Annotated in this window: 16 protein-coding genes; 11 read left to right on the top strand and 5 right to left on the bottom strand. The window is 45.6% G+C overall.

What is annotated here, in order from left to right; translation table 11 throughout:
* The first annotated feature begins 261 nt into the window (after positions 1 to 261).
* From nrdD to ABT56_RS07585, 4 genes are all read left to right on the top strand, one after another.
* Entirely contained in the window at positions 262 to 2,388 is a 2,127-nt protein-coding gene (nrdD, locus tag ABT56_RS07600; protein WP_047878275.1) for an anaerobic ribonucleoside-triphosphate reductase, read from the top strand.
* A gap of 68 nt (positions 2,389 to 2,456) precedes the next feature.
* Positions 2,457 to 2,924, top strand: a complete 468-nt coding sequence (gene nrdG / locus ABT56_RS07595; RefSeq protein WP_047878274.1) for an anaerobic ribonucleoside-triphosphate reductase-activating protein — start codon at positions 2,457 to 2,459, stop codon at positions 2,922 to 2,924.
* Positions 2,925 to 3,360: 436 nt separating this feature from the next.
* Positions 3,361 to 5,355 (top strand): EAL domain-containing protein, encoded by a 1,995-nt coding sequence (locus ABT56_RS07590; protein ID WP_084722189.1) that lies wholly within the window; start codon positions 3,361 to 3,363, stop codon positions 5,353 to 5,355.
* A gap of 38 nt (positions 5,356 to 5,393) precedes the next feature.
* Positions 5,394 to 5,663 carry a DUF2960 domain-containing protein gene (locus ABT56_RS07585; protein WP_047878272.1) on the top strand — a complete coding sequence of 90 codons (270 nt, stop codon included), beginning with the start codon at positions 5,394 to 5,396 and terminating at the stop codon, positions 5,661 to 5,663.
* A 52-nt stretch (positions 5,664 to 5,715) separates the two neighbouring features.
* On the opposite strand, the gene ABT56_RS07580 is transcribed toward ABT56_RS07585, so the two are convergent.
* The 4 genes from ABT56_RS07580 to ABT56_RS07565 form a co-directional block, all read right to left on the bottom strand.
* Entirely contained in the window at positions 5,716 to 6,474 is a 759-nt protein-coding gene (locus ABT56_RS07580) for a ceramidase domain-containing protein (RefSeq protein ID WP_047878271.1), read from the bottom strand.
* A 23-nt stretch (positions 6,475 to 6,497) separates the two neighbouring features.
* On the bottom strand, positions 6,498 to 6,929 hold the full coding sequence (locus ABT56_RS07575; RefSeq protein ID WP_047878270.1) for a globin: 432 nt from the start codon (positions 6,927 to 6,929) through the stop codon (positions 6,498 to 6,500).
* A 189-nt stretch (positions 6,930 to 7,118) separates the two neighbouring features.
* On the bottom strand, positions 7,119 to 8,015 hold the full coding sequence (gene rarD / locus ABT56_RS07570; protein ID WP_047878269.1) for an EamA family transporter RarD: 897 nt from the start codon (positions 8,013 to 8,015) through the stop codon (positions 7,119 to 7,121).
* Positions 8,016 to 8,171: 156 nt separating this feature from the next.
* Entirely contained in the window at positions 8,172 to 8,768 is a 597-nt protein-coding gene (locus tag ABT56_RS07565; RefSeq protein WP_047878268.1) for a class I SAM-dependent methyltransferase, read from the bottom strand.
* A gap of 157 nt (positions 8,769 to 8,925) precedes the next feature.
* Between ABT56_RS07565 and ABT56_RS07560 the strand changes: the two genes are divergently transcribed.
* The 4 genes from ABT56_RS07560 to ABT56_RS07545 all read left to right on the top strand — a co-directional run bounded on the left by ABT56_RS07560 (position 8,926) and on the right by ABT56_RS07545 (position 11,372).
* Entirely contained in the window at positions 8,926 to 9,279 is a 354-nt protein-coding gene (locus tag ABT56_RS07560) for a DUF2750 domain-containing protein (protein ID WP_047878267.1), read from the top strand.
* A gap of 226 nt (positions 9,280 to 9,505) precedes the next feature.
* Positions 9,506 to 9,727, top strand: coding sequence for a hypothetical protein (locus ABT56_RS07555; protein WP_240478276.1), 222 nt, complete (start codon positions 9,506 to 9,508; stop codon positions 9,725 to 9,727).
* Positions 9,728 to 9,831: 104 nt separating this feature from the next.
* Positions 9,832 to 10,422: a TetR/AcrR family transcriptional regulator gene (locus ABT56_RS07550; protein ID WP_047878265.1), complete on the top strand. Its 591-nt coding sequence runs from the start codon at positions 9,832 to 9,834 to the stop codon at positions 10,420 to 10,422.
* A 77-nt stretch (positions 10,423 to 10,499) separates the two neighbouring features.
* Positions 10,500 to 11,372 carry an alpha/beta hydrolase gene (locus tag ABT56_RS07545; RefSeq protein ID WP_047878264.1) on the top strand — a complete coding sequence of 291 codons (873 nt, stop codon included), beginning with the start codon at positions 10,500 to 10,502 and terminating at the stop codon, positions 11,370 to 11,372.
* 52 nt (positions 11,373 to 11,424) lie between these two features.
* Here ABT56_RS07545 and ABT56_RS07540 read toward each other — a convergent pair whose 3' ends face one another.
* The gene (locus tag ABT56_RS07540) at positions 11,425 to 12,183 is read right to left on the bottom strand and encodes a 1-acylglycerol-3-phosphate O-acyltransferase (RefSeq protein WP_047878263.1); all 759 of its coding nucleotides are present in this window, start codon (positions 12,181 to 12,183) and stop codon (positions 11,425 to 11,427) included.
* Between the two features lie 368 nt (positions 12,184 to 12,551).
* Here ABT56_RS07540 and ABT56_RS07535 point away from each other — a divergent pair, with 368 nt between their 5' ends.
* The 3 genes from ABT56_RS07535 to ABT56_RS07530 all read left to right on the top strand — a co-directional run bounded on the left by ABT56_RS07535 (position 12,552) and on the right by ABT56_RS07530 (position 15,752).
* Positions 12,552 to 14,213: an amidohydrolase gene (locus tag ABT56_RS07535; protein ID WP_084722188.1), complete on the top strand. Its 1,662-nt coding sequence runs from the start codon at positions 12,552 to 12,554 to the stop codon at positions 14,211 to 14,213.
* A gap of 384 nt (positions 14,214 to 14,597) precedes the next feature.
* Positions 14,598 to 15,116 carry an NlpC/P60 family protein gene (locus ABT56_RS23535; RefSeq protein ID WP_084722187.1) on the top strand — a complete coding sequence of 173 codons (519 nt, stop codon included), beginning with the start codon at positions 14,598 to 14,600 and terminating at the stop codon, positions 15,114 to 15,116.
* A 123-nt stretch (positions 15,117 to 15,239) separates the two neighbouring features.
* Entirely contained in the window at positions 15,240 to 15,752 is a 513-nt protein-coding gene (locus ABT56_RS07530; protein WP_240478275.1) for an aminoacyl-tRNA deacylase, read from the top strand.
* Positions 15,753 to 15,829: the final 77 nt, after the last annotated feature.

Genomic DNA, 15,829 nt, shown 5'->3' with positions numbered 1-15,829 from the left:
AAGCAAGTGTTATTTTGAGTTTCTTTCGTGATCTTATGCAATAAAAGAGTTGACTTTGAAAGGTGGTTTTAGATGAATTTTTCCAAATTGAGACATTGGCAAAAACATCGGTTGCAACCTGTTCGCTCTTATTTAAAATCTGATCTAGATCAAAGTTTTCTTTTGCGATTTCTCGCCTAATACCCCACATATTGTTTCTGCCTGTTTGCTGAGCCCTATATATAGTGGTTTAGTGACAGTGTCATTTTGTAGGAGTCGTGTGTGAAACCTGTTGTGATTAAGCGTGATGGATGCCGTTTTCCATTTGATACCAAGCGTATTAAAGAGGCGGTATTGAGCGCGGCCGTATCTGTAGAAGTGATGGAAGAAAGCTATGCTGAGTCAGTGGCCGAGCAGGTACTGTCGCAGTTTGCTGACCACGACGAAGTGGAGATTCACGCAATTCAAGATGCAGTAGAAAATCATCTAATGACAGGTCCACACAAGGCGGTTGCTCGGGCGTATATTGAATACCGACATGATCGTGATATTCAGCGTGAAAAGGCAAGTGCCCTGAGCGCGGAAATCACCGGTCTGGTAGAGCAGAGCAATGCCGACTTACTCAATGAAAACGCTAACAAAGACAGTAAGGTAATTCCAACCCAGCGTGACTTGCTGGCGGGTATTGTGTCTAAGCATTACGCGAAGCATCATATGTTGCCTCGTGATATTGTACAGGCGCACGAAAGCGGTGAAATCCACTACCATGATTTGGATTACTCGCCATTCTTCCCAATGTTCAACTGTATGATCGTTGACTTGGAAAATATGCTGACTAACGGTTTCCGTATGGGTAATGCGGAAATTGATACACCGAAGTCGATTCAGACCGCGACGGCGGTAACTGCGCAAATCGTGGCGCAGGTTGCCAGCCATACATACGGTGGTACAACGCTGAACCGTTTGGATGAGGTGTTGGCTCCGTATGTAACAGCCAGCCACCGTAAGCATTTGGCGACAGCCAAAGAGTGGGAAGTGCCAAACCCAGAGGCGTATGCGCAGAAACTGACAGAGAAAGAAGTGTATGACGCATTCCAGTCATTGGAATATGAGATCAACACGCTGTTCTCTAGCAATGGTCAAACGCCATTCTTGAGCGTGAATTTCGGTTTGGGTACCAGCTGGGAGTCGAAGCTAATTCAGAAATCGATTTTCCAAAACCGTATCGAAGGTTTGGGTAAAAACAAGAAAACGGCTGTTTTCCCTAAGTTGTTGTTCTCAATCCGAGATGGTGTAAACCACAAGCCATCGGATCCGAACTACGATATGAAGCAGCTTGCGCTTGAGTGTGCGTCTAAGCGTATGTACCCAGATATCCTTAACTACGACAAAGTGGTTGAAGTTACAGGGTCTTTCAAGGCACCTATGGGTTGCCGCAGCTTCTTGGGCCGTTGGACTGATGAAAATGGCAAGGAAGTACATGAAGGCCGCAACAACCTGGGTGTGGTGAGTTTGAACCTGCCGCGCATTGCGATTGAAGCAAAAGGTGATGAAGCGACGTTCTTCGAGATCCTTGATGCCCGTATGAAACTGGTTCGCCGTGCATTGGAAACACGTATTGACCGCTTGCGTGGCGTGAAAGCTCGTGTAGCACCGATCCTGTACACAGAAGGTGCATTGGGTGTACGTCTGAACCCAGAAGATGAAGTGCTGGATATCTTCAAAAATGGCCGAGCTTCGATTTCTATGGGTTACATCGGTATCCATGAAACTATCAATGCCTTGTATGGTGCTAACGGTGAGCATATTTATGACAGCGAAGAACTGCGCCAGAAAGGTATTGCCATTGTTAAACGCCTGAAAGATGCTGTAGAGGAATGGAAATCAGAAACCGGTTGGGGCTATAGCCTGTACAGCACGCCGTCTGAAAACCTATGCACACGTTTCTGTGCATTGGATACCAAGGCGTTCGGTGTGCTGGATCATGTGACTGACAAGGGTTACTACACCAACAGCTACCACCTTGATGTGGAGAAGAAGGTGAACCCGTACGATAAGATTGATTTCGAAATGCCATACCCTGAATTGGCAAGTGGCGGTTTCATCTGTTACGGCGAGTTCCCGAACATGCAGCGCAACGTAGAAGCGCTAGAGAACGTCTGGGATTACAGCTATAGCCGCGTTCCTTACTACGGCACCAATACACCGATTGATGAATGCTACGACTGTGGTTTTACCGGTGAATTTGACTGTACCAGCAAAGGCTTCACCTGTCCTAAATGCGGCAACCATGACTCAAAGAAAGTCTCAGTGACACGTCGCGTATGTGGCTACCTAGGCAGCCCAGATGCGCGTCCGTTTAACTTCGGTAAGCAAGAAGAAGTTAAACGTCGTGTGAAACACATGTAATCACACCACGGGTTAGACGACTGCAAAGTGCCGATTTTGTTCGGCACTTTTTGTTTTGGAGTAAAGGCATGCATTATCACAAATACCACCAAGTAGATGTAGTGAACGGTCCCGGTACGCGTTGTACCCTGTTTGTATCAGGCTGCGAACATAATTGCCGTGGCTGCTATAACAAATCGACCCTCAATCCTACCTCTGGGCATCCTTTTACCCAGGAACTGGAAGACCAGATTATTGCGGATCTGAACGATACCCGGATTAAGCGTCGTGGGCTGTCGCTGTCTGGTGGTGACCCGTTACATCCCGCCAACGTAGAGGCGATACTCAAGTTGGTAAAGCGAGTGCGCGAAGAGTGCGAGGGCAAAGACATTTGGATGTGGACAGGGTACGAGTTGGCTAATTTAACGGACGCCCAAAAAGCAGTGGTGGCGTACGTTGATACCTTGATTGACGGTAAGTTCGAGCAAGATCTGTATGATCCGGAGCTACTGTGGCGAGGGAGCTCAAACCAGATTATCCATACCTTTAAGCTGTGAGTTGCAGTCGCAACTGTTCGGCATTTCCTTTCTGGCTTGCTTGAATGACGAGTGAGCCTTATTTCCTTTCTCTTCTTTATCTCTTCTTTTCTTCTGTTGTATTCACTTACCTCTATCTCATACCCAGAGGGTGAGTGGTTTGCTTATGCTAATAGCTCCATATTTTGGTGATAGGTTAATGTGTTATCACTGGAATAAGTAACTCGAAGATGAAATTTTCAGAGAAACAGTCAAATTAATGACGCATGTTGTAATGATTAATTTTTCTCCTTGCTTTTTATGATATTCAAGTGATGATAAACACGGGTTAATTGATTGCGCGACTGAGTAATATTATTAGTAATATGTGGGTATTTAGTGAGCCATCATCAAGCAATGGAATTAGGATTTGAGTTCACTTTTTTCTAGGCTATCTTCGAATCAGTATCTTGTGGCAATGAGTAATGTATTCATTATGGCGTTGCCAGTCGCGCTTATTGCTGCATTTTTCAACCTTATTGCATTTCTTGCTGAAAAGTTGGGTTATACCTCAACGGGTTTGACAATTGGTTATGTCGGTCAGATGACTGGGCATATGTTTCCAATTCTGCTTAATATCTATCTTGCTACTTATTATTCAACGCTTCAGAGGTTACCTAAAGCCGCAGCGATATCTTGTTCTTTGGTCGCATTTCTCATTGTTTCCCAGCAGTGGGGATTGTTGTCACCGGTCATCCCTTTGCCTGATAATTTCGCGTTATCGCTGTTTTCGGCCTATGCGACTTGCTTTATTATTGCGCGGTTGAATAAATTTCCTTTGTTCAAGGTCCGCGGGGAACATAGTGTCGTCGATCACTCCGTCAATATCATCACCATCAGTATCGTTACGCTCGCTACCTTGTTGGTTGTCTGCCAAATTGTTGCTACATGTTTTAGTTATTACATTCAGCCGTATATTTTGTTGCCAAGACTTGACCCTACATCCTTTACTGATGGTTTGATTTATGAGTTTCTCCGCGGGTTGTTGTGGAGCGTTGGGGTAAATGGCCACAATGTACTTCATATGTACAAAACCGAGTTATTTGAGATCAGCACGGCCAACATGGCTGACTGGAAGAATTTTGGGACTGATCTCAATATTATCAGTACAAATTTTTATGATTTCTTTACTGGTATGGGGGGCAGTGGCAACACGATTAGTTTGGTGTTTTGTATGCTCTTTTTTGCCAAGAGTAAAGGGTATAGGCTTTTAGCTAAAACCGTGTTGATTTTGAGTATCTTCAATATCAATGAACCTATTCTGTTCGGGGTGCCTATTATTTTTAACCCTGTCATGATGATCCCTTTTTTGCTAACGCCCCTGCTGAGCTTTGTGCTGGCATACGGTGCAACGAGTATGGGGTATATTGCCCCTTTAAGCGAGGTGCATAGCTGGTTGATGCCGCCGATAGTGAATGGTTATTTTGCATCGGGCGAATCATGGTCGGTTGCAGTATTCCAATTTATTTTGATTGTGTTGGGGATGGTTATTTATTATCCGTTTTTTAAGATCATGGATCGGCATTCTGTCGGGTTAGACTTATCCTCAGTGATCAATAATCGTTTCTTTTCTAGCGATAGCATAGAAGGCAGCTCCAAGCTAACGAGCTTTATTCCGTCGATGCAGCTTAATATAAGCGCACAAAAAGAAGTTGAAGGTTTATACCGAAGTGGGTCTTTTATTCTTTATTATCAGCCACAGGTTGATATTCACACGGGTCAGGTGGTCGCAGTTGAAGCACTGATTCGTCATATTAGTGATGATGGTAAGTTGCGGTCTCCTTCTTTTTTGCATGCGTTTGGTCAGTTGGGGCTGATGCCCGAGCTTGATTCATGGGTGGTAGAGCGTGCCGTATCAGACATTGCGAAGCTGCCTGATTCTCAGCATATTAATTTGTCTATTAATATTTCGGCTGACACCATGCTCAAGAAGGGTTTTGTTAAGTCGTTGAAAGCCGCAGTTAAAAGCAGCGGGTTGAACTACCATCAAGTGGAAATCGAGGTCACGGAAGAGCTGTTGATTCGTGATGAGAAGAGAATTGCCGAGATCATCAATGAGATTAAGGAATTGGGAATATTAGTGGTATTGGATGATTTCGGTACAGGCTATTCGTCGTTGGCGTATTTATCCCGTTTTGATTTTGACAAGATTAAAATTGACAGGAGCTTGGTGACAAACTTGAACACGGAGCGAGGGAAAGGTCTGTTTGAGGTTGTGGTGCAGCTTGGCAATATCACTAATGCAGACATAGTGGTCGAGGGGATAGAAACGGAAGAGGAATTGATTTTTATCCGGGAACGCGGGATCCAGGTGGTTCAGGGCTTTTATTATCATAAGCCAATGCCGCTTGCCGAGTTGCTGCAGAACGGAATTGTCTTCGATAATGGCGATAGGCTTCCCTCTCAAGCATAAACAGGGTACATTCTCCGGTTTTCAATGATGGAGGCGTTATGTCCCGCACTATTATCTATACCTACAAGCAAGAAGAGAAAACCATAACGTTTTCCTATTCACAGTATCGTACGATTCATGAGGCCGTTGCTGCGGCTGAGGGTATTGACCTGACTGCTTTCCTTAAGATGGAACAGCAAGTTGAAGCGGTTTCTAGTGGTAGCAAAGCGGTTCGTGATTACCGTGATAATCATTTCAAGAAATTAGGCTTCGGTAAAATCACCCTTGCCAAGAAAGAAAATCGTGGTGTCGGTAAGAAATACGACTGATCGCGGTATTAACAAAGCCCTGCATTGCAGGGCTTTGTTGTTTTTATAGTGCTTATTGCAATTTAGGCCGCCAGTTTAAATAAATACAGTACCCACCCAACGCTGCAAATAGGTGCTTGAGGCTATGCCCGCTGAAGCCGAGAAGGTCATAAAGTATCTCGTCGCTGGATTCGGCCCATTTTGCGAGGAGATACAATATTAGTGCGAGGGCATACAGTCTGCTGTGGCCATACCGATCCGAATAGCACCATAATATCAATGGGAGATGAACGATAGGGATAACCTGAACCAGCACATAAGCCGCCATATTGCCTTTCTCTGGACCCAGATCGGTGATGTACCAGTATCCTACTGATATCACGCCATAGGCAAGTAAGGGGAGCAGTAGCTTTTTGCCTATGGTTGGTGAGATATATTCAGTAAGTACCACGCAGTAGAGGCTGATAAAACTGATCGTGATGGGAATGCGATCCAGCATCAGGGTGAAGGGCCCCGGTACTAAATGGTAGAGACTTGAACCGACAAAGGTGCCGATAAGCCCCCAGTAAAAGAGTGTGTAACCCTTATAGCGTTCAGGCGTATTGGAGGCATTGCGTCGGCTTGCGGTCATGATACCGAGCCACCCGACCCACAAGAAGGGGAGGTTGGTGATGACATTCCAGAAATTTGGGATGGAAAGATAGGCGCGCTGATCTGCATAGGCATAGAAATTGCCGCTCTGATGAATCGGCGAAAAAATCAATGCCAGTACTGCTAGAGAAATGGCGCTGGTTATTAAGAGCCATTGTCGCCAATGAGCATGTGGATTCACCCTCTCCCCCCCGGTGTATAGATCTAGTGCTGTTGGGTTATTTTACCCGTGTGAGCCAGTTGGGTTTCTTGTTTCATTATTTCCATGCCGGTTTTGAAACACGTTCGCCAGGCTTTGTCGATGTCGCTGTTGTAATGGGTATCACATTCCTTGACTGCTTTAAGTAGGCTGTCAATCCAAATATCAAAGTCTTCAGGTTGCGCTCCAATACCGTCTGGACCATGACGGCGTGCATATCGGCGGATATTGTCCTTCGCCTCTTCGGAAGTAGATGCCAGCATAATCATCAGTATTGATAGTTTGAGCATTTTTATCTGGCGTGTCATGTCTACATTTTCGAACATCTTCTGGAACCGCTCTTCTTGTTGCCAGAAGTTGCGGTAAAAGATCTGGAAAAATTGGGGGTGGCGCTGACAGCGCTGATAGCTGTCATTGAATATCTGATGAAAATCCATTTTCATTCTCCATTAGCAACTTATAAAAATAAGTATGGAATTTTATGGAATAGATGCAATTTCCTGTGCGAAGAGAGTGATAGTGCGCACAACACCAGTTCGGTTATATCAAGAGACGTAAAAGAGATAAGGAGTAAAGCGGAAGAAGGCAGTGCGACCTGCTGATTGAGGAGCAGGTCGCATTAGGAACTAAACGCTGAGCCGAGGGCGCTTGAAGCTATGGCTGATCGCCTCGAGGCTGCATAGTAAAAGCCCCAGCCAAATGAAACTGAAGCTGATTGCTTTAGTTTGATCGAAGACTTCGCCAAATAAGAATACGGCCAACAAAAATTGTATTGAAGGTTCGATATACTGCATCAGGCCCACCATAGTTAGGCTGGTACGTTGGATTGCCAAAGCGAAGAAAATAAGCGGAGCCAGAGTGACAGGGGCGGATCCGATGTAAAGCAGTAATGTTTGCCAGTCGCTGTTGAGTGCGGTACTGGTACCGGACAGACCGCCATAGGCCATAAATAGCAGCGCAAAAGGAGACAGTATTGCCGCTTCTAGGGTAACGGATGTCAATGCATCATAGCGGATATGTTTTTTGGCGAGTCCGTAGAGTGCAAAGAAGCTTCCCATGATTAAGGCAAGCCAAGGTAGCGTGCCGTAGTGCCAAACTTGGTAGGCAATACCGGCGATAGCCAAAATAACCGCAATTTTCTGAGCTTGGCTAAGACGTTCTTTTAGGAAAAAGACCCCCAGAGCAATAGCGAAGATAGGGTTGATGAAAAAACCAAGGCTGGCGGCCAGTACTTGTCCGTGGGTCATCGCCCAGGTAAAGGCATACCATGATACGCACATGAGTAAGCCAGCCACAGCTGACATGCTCAAAGAGCGCTTGTCTTGCCAAATAACTGACAGAGCAGGCAATGGCCGGCGGAGTATCATCATGGCCAATAGCATGAAGGGGACAGAAAACAAAATCCGTAACGCCAGCAAATCGTTGACGTTCGCCTGTGGCAGGAACTGGTAATACAAAGGCAAAATGCCCCATAGCACGAATGAAAACGCAGCTAGGGCATTGCCAGCACGGTGACTTTGCATCGACAACTAAGACCAAGTTAAATGTAAATGATATAAAAGGGATGCCTGCGAGAGAAATGTGCAGGTTGGTGTTATTTTGACACGGATTTCATGCAGAGCAAAAGAGAATTGTACGGCAAAACAAAGATTGGTAGGGGAATGGAATCAGCCTTGATATTACTTCTTGATAGCAATGATGGTGTGCACAAGCCAGAGCCGTTTTTTGCCTGTTAAATTGGCTGAGAATTCCTGTTTTTTCTTCCACGAGATAATGTAGTACTGGCTGAATAACTGCTCCAGTTGTTGTTGGCTGTGAGTGAGGATCGGGAGTTTTTCTCCGGGTTCGAGAGTTTCGCTACCAAGGAAATGTCCGCAAAAAATACTGTCTTTGTAAAGGCTTTTATAAACATTCTGCCACAAAACAGCGAAGTCTGTTGGGGTTGTGAAAAATAGACAAGCGCTGGCGTTGATCAGATGTGCTCTTGGGAAAACAAAATCAGCAAAAGCGCTGACAGATAGTACAAGGCGTGAGTTTGCGCCGGAAAGCGGATGTTCACAAAGGCTCTCAAGGCGAGTGACATCATTGTCAAAGGCATAGACATGGTAGCCTTTTTCAAGCAGGTATAAGGTGTCTCGCCCGGAGCCACAGGCACAATCGACAGCAACTTTTCCCTCACCGGAGCCTCCGAGGAACTCATGGGCTTCAATGAGGTGGGAACGAGGGGCAAGTAGGGTATGGTTGTTAAGGTGTGACAGCCAGTCAACTGTTGCCATAGCAAAGGCCTCTCTGTGGGTGTGTTGCTTTTTCAAGTATATACAAGATGCGGAGAACCCCAAGCAGAGTGGATAAATTGATACAGTCTGTTTGAAAATGTTGATATCATGATAGACCTATTGAATGCGTCATTCTGACGATGTAAGAGAGATATTCATGACTAAGTTAACTGCTGACATTAATGCAAACTGTGAATTGTTTGTAACCGAAACCAAAGAGACTCTGACTGTATGGGGCCTTTGCAACGAGGAAGGTGATTGGCTTTCTGTTGACTCTAGTGAATTTGAAAACTCAGAAGTGATGCCATTTTGGTCAGCTCAAGAAGATGCTAGCGAGCATTGTGCTGATGAGTGGGCAGAGTTTAGTGCGGTTGAGATCCCTCTTGATGTATTTGTTGAAGATTGGATGATCACGCTTTCTGAGGACGGTGTACTGGTTGGCCTTAACTGGAACAACCAACTTGAAGGCGTAGAAAAAGAGCCTGCTGATGTGGCAAAAATGTACCTGTAATTAGCCACAGCGTACCCTGTAGAAAAAGCTGCCATATTGGCAGCTTTTTTTGTACAGGTATTCTGACTTTACGAGAGTTCGTGAGCATCGTGGCGGCTTGCTATAATGATCATTATCAGAAACGGCAACCTGAATAAGTCGATGGCCAGTACAGGTATGCCGAGGTATTGATATGCAGGGCTGCAATGTGAGGTAAGCTATGGTGTTATCGGAATGTCGCCAACTGATGGCAAACAATACAATAGTCGAAGCGCGTTTAGTCCATGACTTTCTAAGTGCAGGTTGGGCTATTAATTTTATAGATGCAGAAGGTAATGAGTACCCATTAACAGATACCTATGGTGTGCCATGTAGTTATGACTCGCTTAAGCAAGCAGAAGAGATGGTTGAGCAAGTCGGCCGTTGCCCGCATCGAGTTGATAGCCTGTTCCGTTTTTCTGAGCGTTAGCGGCTTAGCAGCATAGTTGATTCATCAATTAATAAATTGCTACTGGATGAAAAAGTACGATCGTGCTAAAAATAGAGCCAAGATTATTTACCTCGGTTGACGTCATGGGCAAAAGAGAACTTACCCGCGAGCATATTTTAAAGACTGCTTTTGATATAGCGAGTGTAGACGGATTTGATAGCCTGACAATAGGCCAGTTGGCCAAAGCATCTGGGATGTCGAAAAGTGGTTTATTTTCCCACTTTAATGCCAAAGAAAACCTCCAATTAGCGGTGCTGGAATATGCGGGGGAGCAGTTTGTGGCCAGAGTGATTCAACCCGCACGGCAAGCCACCCCTGAGAGTATTGAGCAGAAAATCCGCCTACTGTGTCAGTATTGGTTGGCTTGGAATAACTCATTTCAAGGTAGCTGTATGTTTCTTGATGCTTGGAAGGACAAACAAGAGACGCATGATGTGATTCAGCAAGGGTTGATCGGCTTGACTCGACGCTGGTTGGATTATTTACAACGGCAGATTGAAAAAGCGATAGTGCGAGGTGAGTTTTCGCCAGATTTGGATAGTTGGCAATGTGTCTATCGTTTGTACGGGGTCTACTTGAGCAGTCATTTATTCCGCTCCCTGGACTTAGAGTGTGGAGAACATCGGCGCTTTTGGCTGGGGATTGACGAGTTATTGGCAAGTTGGCGCAAATAATTGTATGCGTCGTTAAAGAATGTTTAATACAACAAAAAAGCACGCTCGTTCTATTTTGTTGGCAAAAAGGTAAAGTAATGAGCAGCAAGATTTATTTTAAACAGGGGCAGGGCCAGAAATACCAACGAAAGGTCATTAATTGGGTGACAAGGCTGCATCACCGCCTTGCGCCATCACATGCCCGCAAAGTGGCTCGAAATCTGTTTTTGACGCCTGATCGTTTTGATCGTGGTGTGGTTGAACCAGAGGGATTGGTTAAAGCAAGTATCGAGACCGCCGAAGGAAAATTAATGACCTATCGCTTGGGGCGAGGGCCGGTTTGGCTGTTGTGTCATGGTTGGTCAGGGGCATCTAGCCAGTTTTTTACCCTGATGGCCCATATCGCAAAGCTCGGTTATACCGCATTGGCTTTCGACAACATAGCTCATGGTGAAAGCGCCGGCAGCCATGCCCATTTGCCCGGTTTTATTGCGGCGCTAAATTGTGTGTTGGATCAGGAACCTGATATCACCGGTGTGGTTGCCCATAGTATGGGATCTGCTATGGTCTTGGAAAGTCGTCACCCTCAACTTGCCGGTAAGCCCATTCTGTTGGTGGCACCTGTGCTGAACTATACCGAGAATTTGCTTATTTCGGTTGAGAAGTCTGGTTATTCAATGCGCCTGTTTGATGAGGTCGTCAGCGAAGTTGCCGATGAGTATGGTTACCCGCTAGCGGATATTGATCCGCAGCAGCAGTTGAAAAGGCATCGTGCGCCTGTCGTTATTGTGCATGATCGTGGTGATCGCTTTGCTTCATTTTCCTTGTCAGAAGAGGCGGCCGCGTTGCCTCATGTTACCTTGGTGGCAACGGAGGGATTGGGGCATGGGAGGATTATGCAAAGTGAGCCATTGATGCAGGCATTTGACGGGTTAGCCGAGCAGATAACCCCTTTGCCATTGGTGGGTTAACAACAATAAAGGCTTGCATCTGCAAGCCTTTATTGTGTTCATGGCGAGTAAATTACGCAACGTCCGCTTGGGGAGAGGACAGTTGTTGTTCGCGTTCTGCAACTTCCCTATCGAGTTCTGCAATTTTAGCCGCCATGAGTTCATGGCATTTATCGGCAAGTTCGCGCGCCTCGTTTATTTTATAGCCAGATACATCAATAGGATCCATCATTTCAGCGATAACGATTCCATTGTTGCGGCGTGAGAGGTCGATTTTTTGGTGGATAGAACTAACGCAGACGGGAACAATAGGCACGCCTGCCTCAATGGCCATTCGAAATGCCCCAGTCTTGAACGGGAGCAAACCCCTGCCTTTGCTGCGAGTGCCTTCTGGGTACATCCATACTGACAGATCGCGCTTGTGGATAGCTTCTACGACTTGCTGAATCGTGTTGCGTGCTTTGGACTTGTTTTCTCGGTCAATTAAAATGTTGCCGGTTATCCAGTAGAGTTGGCCAAAGAACGGTATCCATAACAGACTCTTTTTGCCAATCGAGACGGTGCGGGGCATCAGCATGCCTGGTGAGGTGACGAAATCAAAAATATTTTGGTGGTTGGATATATAGACGGCTTTGGGAACGCCTTTGACTCGCTCTTTTCCGCGGTGGATAAGCTCAAGGCCGACAAGTTTATGGAGTTGATTGAACCAGCGGCAAAATACATAAACATGGCTGGGGTTTCGGGGTTTGAATAGGCAGCAATATAGGGATGCAAAGAGTGTTGTGAAGATGATGAAGATTGCTGCCATAACGACACGAATAATGGAAAGCACGCTAACTCCTTTGCTTGCTAAGTCAAAACTATGACCATTATGGGATTAATTAAGTTGTATGACCAGTTGAAATATGCCGCTTTGTTGCGTTTTGTTAACAGTGCGCACGGAATACTATAAAAAATGCGGCATTTGTTCAGTATGCGCTTTGTCTATTATAAAATACTCAAAAGTAAGGGCTAAATAGCGCTTCCTTTCCTGCGGGGAGGTTTTATTAGGTGAGTTTTCTTGGTTATTTCTGCATTGTTTTGGCAAGAAAGAGGTATCAAGTCGATAAGCTTCGCTTTGTTGAGTAAGCACTGCATTTTCGCTGCAACGAGTTGCTTGAGGTTGCTTGGGTATAGTTATGGACTATTCGACGAGAAGATATGAATAAACGATTAATGATGTGGGTACTATTGGTGATGTTAACCACATCTGCCCCTTTGGCGGCCTCAGCTCAAGCGCTCGATATACTGATATCGGGAGGCTCGGTTTATAAGCATCCTGCAGGAACTGTGGTAGGGATAAAACAAGGGAAAATTGCCTATTTGGGGTCAATGGATAATGCCCAGTCACTGATTGGAGAAGACACGCAACATATCCGGGCGCATGGCCGAGCACTCTATCCGGGATTTATCGAGTTGCACGGACACCTGCTTGATAATGTGGTGTTTTCTCGCTTTGCCTGTTTGTTAGAACCTGAAAAAGGAGAGCTTGGTCGAGAAGTCTGCCGTGAAGTCGTCGATAAACTCGAGGAGGGGCAGTGGCTTATTGGGCATGGTGCCGGCTTGTTGTTTAAGGATCTCTCGCCGTATTCGCCGCGGCAGTGGCTTGATCGGTATTTTCCGGATGTTCCAGTCGTGATTGCAGAGCCGCATTCATCGTTGGTCTGGGCGAACACGAAAGCTTTTGAGTTGATGATGATTAATAACTACAGCATCGATCCTGTTGGCGGAAAGGTACTGCGAGATCACAACAACGAGCCAACAGGGGTTATGCTTGGAGCGATGGCTGAGTTGACAATGGAGCAGGCGTGGCGGTCGCACAGGGTTCGGTTGTGTGGTCTAAGTGAAGAATATGTAATGTCGGTAGTGCCGCTGGAAAGCAATGGGGTAACAACTCTTGGTGATGCGGGAAATTTCTGGCTTTATGGGGGAATTAACTTTTGGAAGCATCTCGATGATGAGGGCGTACTGAAAATAAGGGTATCGGTTCGGCCACGCCTATCGCCATATAAAGCTATTAACGAGCAGTTAGAAGGATTGAGGTTGATTTTCCGTAATGAACTCACATCCAGACTTATCATCAATCAGGTAAGTGTTCAGGTTGATGGAAATTATGGCCTTAAAACGGCGAGGGTGTCTGGGCGTTATCAGCCTCCTTATTTGAATGGCGAGGCGAGTGGGCTGTTTTATTTCTCCCCTACCGAGCTTAATGCCTGGTTGCTGCGTTTGAGTGAAATTGGCTATGGTGCATTTTTCCATGCAGAAGGAGATGAGGCGATAAAAGCGGTTTTATATTCGCTGGAGAATGTCAGGAATATGAATAACGACAGCCGGTATACCCTTAGCAATATGAAGTTTATTCATCCCGATTCCGAACGTATGCTGGCACGTTTGGATGTTGCGACGACTTTTTACGAAGCAGAGCACCATGAAATTCCGGTGATTAGGGATAATTTGATCGAACAGGGGCTAAGACCGGTATCATTGCGACGTTTGCATGCGGCAGGAGTGAGTGTTTCACTCAGTAGTGAAAGCTATGGTAATGAACAGGTTATGCCATTGCGCCGGATCAGTGAAGCAATGCTTGATAACCAACTTGGTATTGCTTCAGTAAATAAAGCGATAGACAGTTATACCATTGAACCGGCCAAGGCATTAGGGATTGATGCTATTACCGGCAGTATCGTATTGGGTAAGTCAGCAGATTTGATTTTGCTAGAGCAAGATTTGAGTAAGCTGGCAGTTGAAGATATTGCATCGGTAAAGGTGTTGATGACTATGTTGCAAGGTGAAATTACTTATCGTGATGAGAATCGAGGCTAGGCGTTCAGTTTAGGTTTGGGCTGAATTAACCACTTCTATTTGGGGCTTTCAAAAAATGCGTGAAGTGGTTCGCACATGTTATTATTGGTAATAAAAACAACTGGATATAATAACGCAATAAGGCGATAAATAGACCCGATAGATAAACTCGTTTGTTTGCCCTTTTTTGTGAATACGAGTTTCTATCTCTTCTGTTGTGTGGAGTTTCATGGCTGACCGGTGCGATGGTCAGCCATTTTTTTGAATGATTTTCCACCAGTGAATGTCAAAATTCTTCTCAGTACTGGCTGTGGTTTTGAATGGTTGCTACTATCCCTTTTAGGAATAAAAGTACCACAAAAATGTCTGAGCATTGAGGCCGGCAGGTGAGTACTGGAGCAGGAATTGACAGTGATAAGAAGATTTTCCCCCATTGTAGTCATCGTGTTGCTAGCCGGTTGTTCATCGACGCCCGATAACTCATCTCAGAATGCCACGGATCTCTCTTCACAAGGTGTCACTGCGAAACGCTATGATTTTATTCCCTTGAGCGTACCTTTGGAGGGACGTTCAAATTTAGATAATTTCTATCGTTATTGGCGTGGAGCTCCTTATCGTTTGGGGGGAACGACCAGAGCAGGGATTGATTGCTCTGCATTTGTTCAAAAAGGTGTACTTGAACTTTTCAAGCATGATTTGCCGCGAACGACTGAGGATCAGTCCAAACAAGGGCAATGGGTCGCGATTGATAAGCTAAAGCATGGTGATTTGGTCTTTTTCAAAACAGGGCGATCGTTGCGTCATGTGGGTATTTATCTGGGGGATGCACAATTTCTTCATGCCTCTACTTCTCAGGGAGTCATTATTTCAAGCTTGAAAAATCCTTACTGGCGGAGTGTTTATTGGCAGGCACGCCGGCTTTAATATATTCAAATTTTGTCGTGGTTTTGAGTATTCGCGAGATCGCCCATCTTTGCTCATACTAGGTATACCCATTTAGTCGGCGGTATTGTATCTGCCGAGCTAACTAGGAGGTGATCTATGGGTATGGCATTGACAGTTGGGCAGTTTCTCAATAGCCACAATATCGATTTTGATGTGACACACCATCGGCACACGGATACATCGTTTAGCTCAGCGGTATCGGCACATGTACCTACTGCGCAGGTAGCCAAAGCCGTTATGCTTAAGGATCAGAAGGGCGAGTTGTTGATGGCCGTTGTTCCGTCAAATCGACGGGTATTGATTGACAAGGTCAGTCGAATGATGGGACGGCCGTTTTATCTTATTGGTGAGCATGAATTGAGTAAGGTATTCCAAGATTGTGAGCCCGGCGCCGTGCCGCCATTAGGTCAGGCGTATGGGGTGAATATGCTGGTGGATGAGATGCTGTTCGCTCAAGACGATCTCTATATTGAGTCGGGTGACCATGAAAACCTGATCCATATCGATAAGACGCAATTTAACAAGTTGATGAATGATATTGATCACAAGGAAATTAGCGGATTTCGGATGTTGTTTACCCAAGCCCATGATGGACGCCATTGGGAGTGGGAGTGACGAGAATTGACCGGTCGCGACCTTCCGACAAGTGAGTGAGAATACGAATAGCCCGCCCTTGGTTTCAGGGGCGGGCT

The organism is Photobacterium aquae, from assembly GCF_001029445.1.
GTDB classification, from domain to species: domain Bacteria; phylum Pseudomonadota; class Gammaproteobacteria; order Enterobacterales; family Vibrionaceae; genus Photobacterium; species Photobacterium aquae.
This window is presented reverse-complemented; position numbering and strand designations above follow the sequence as displayed.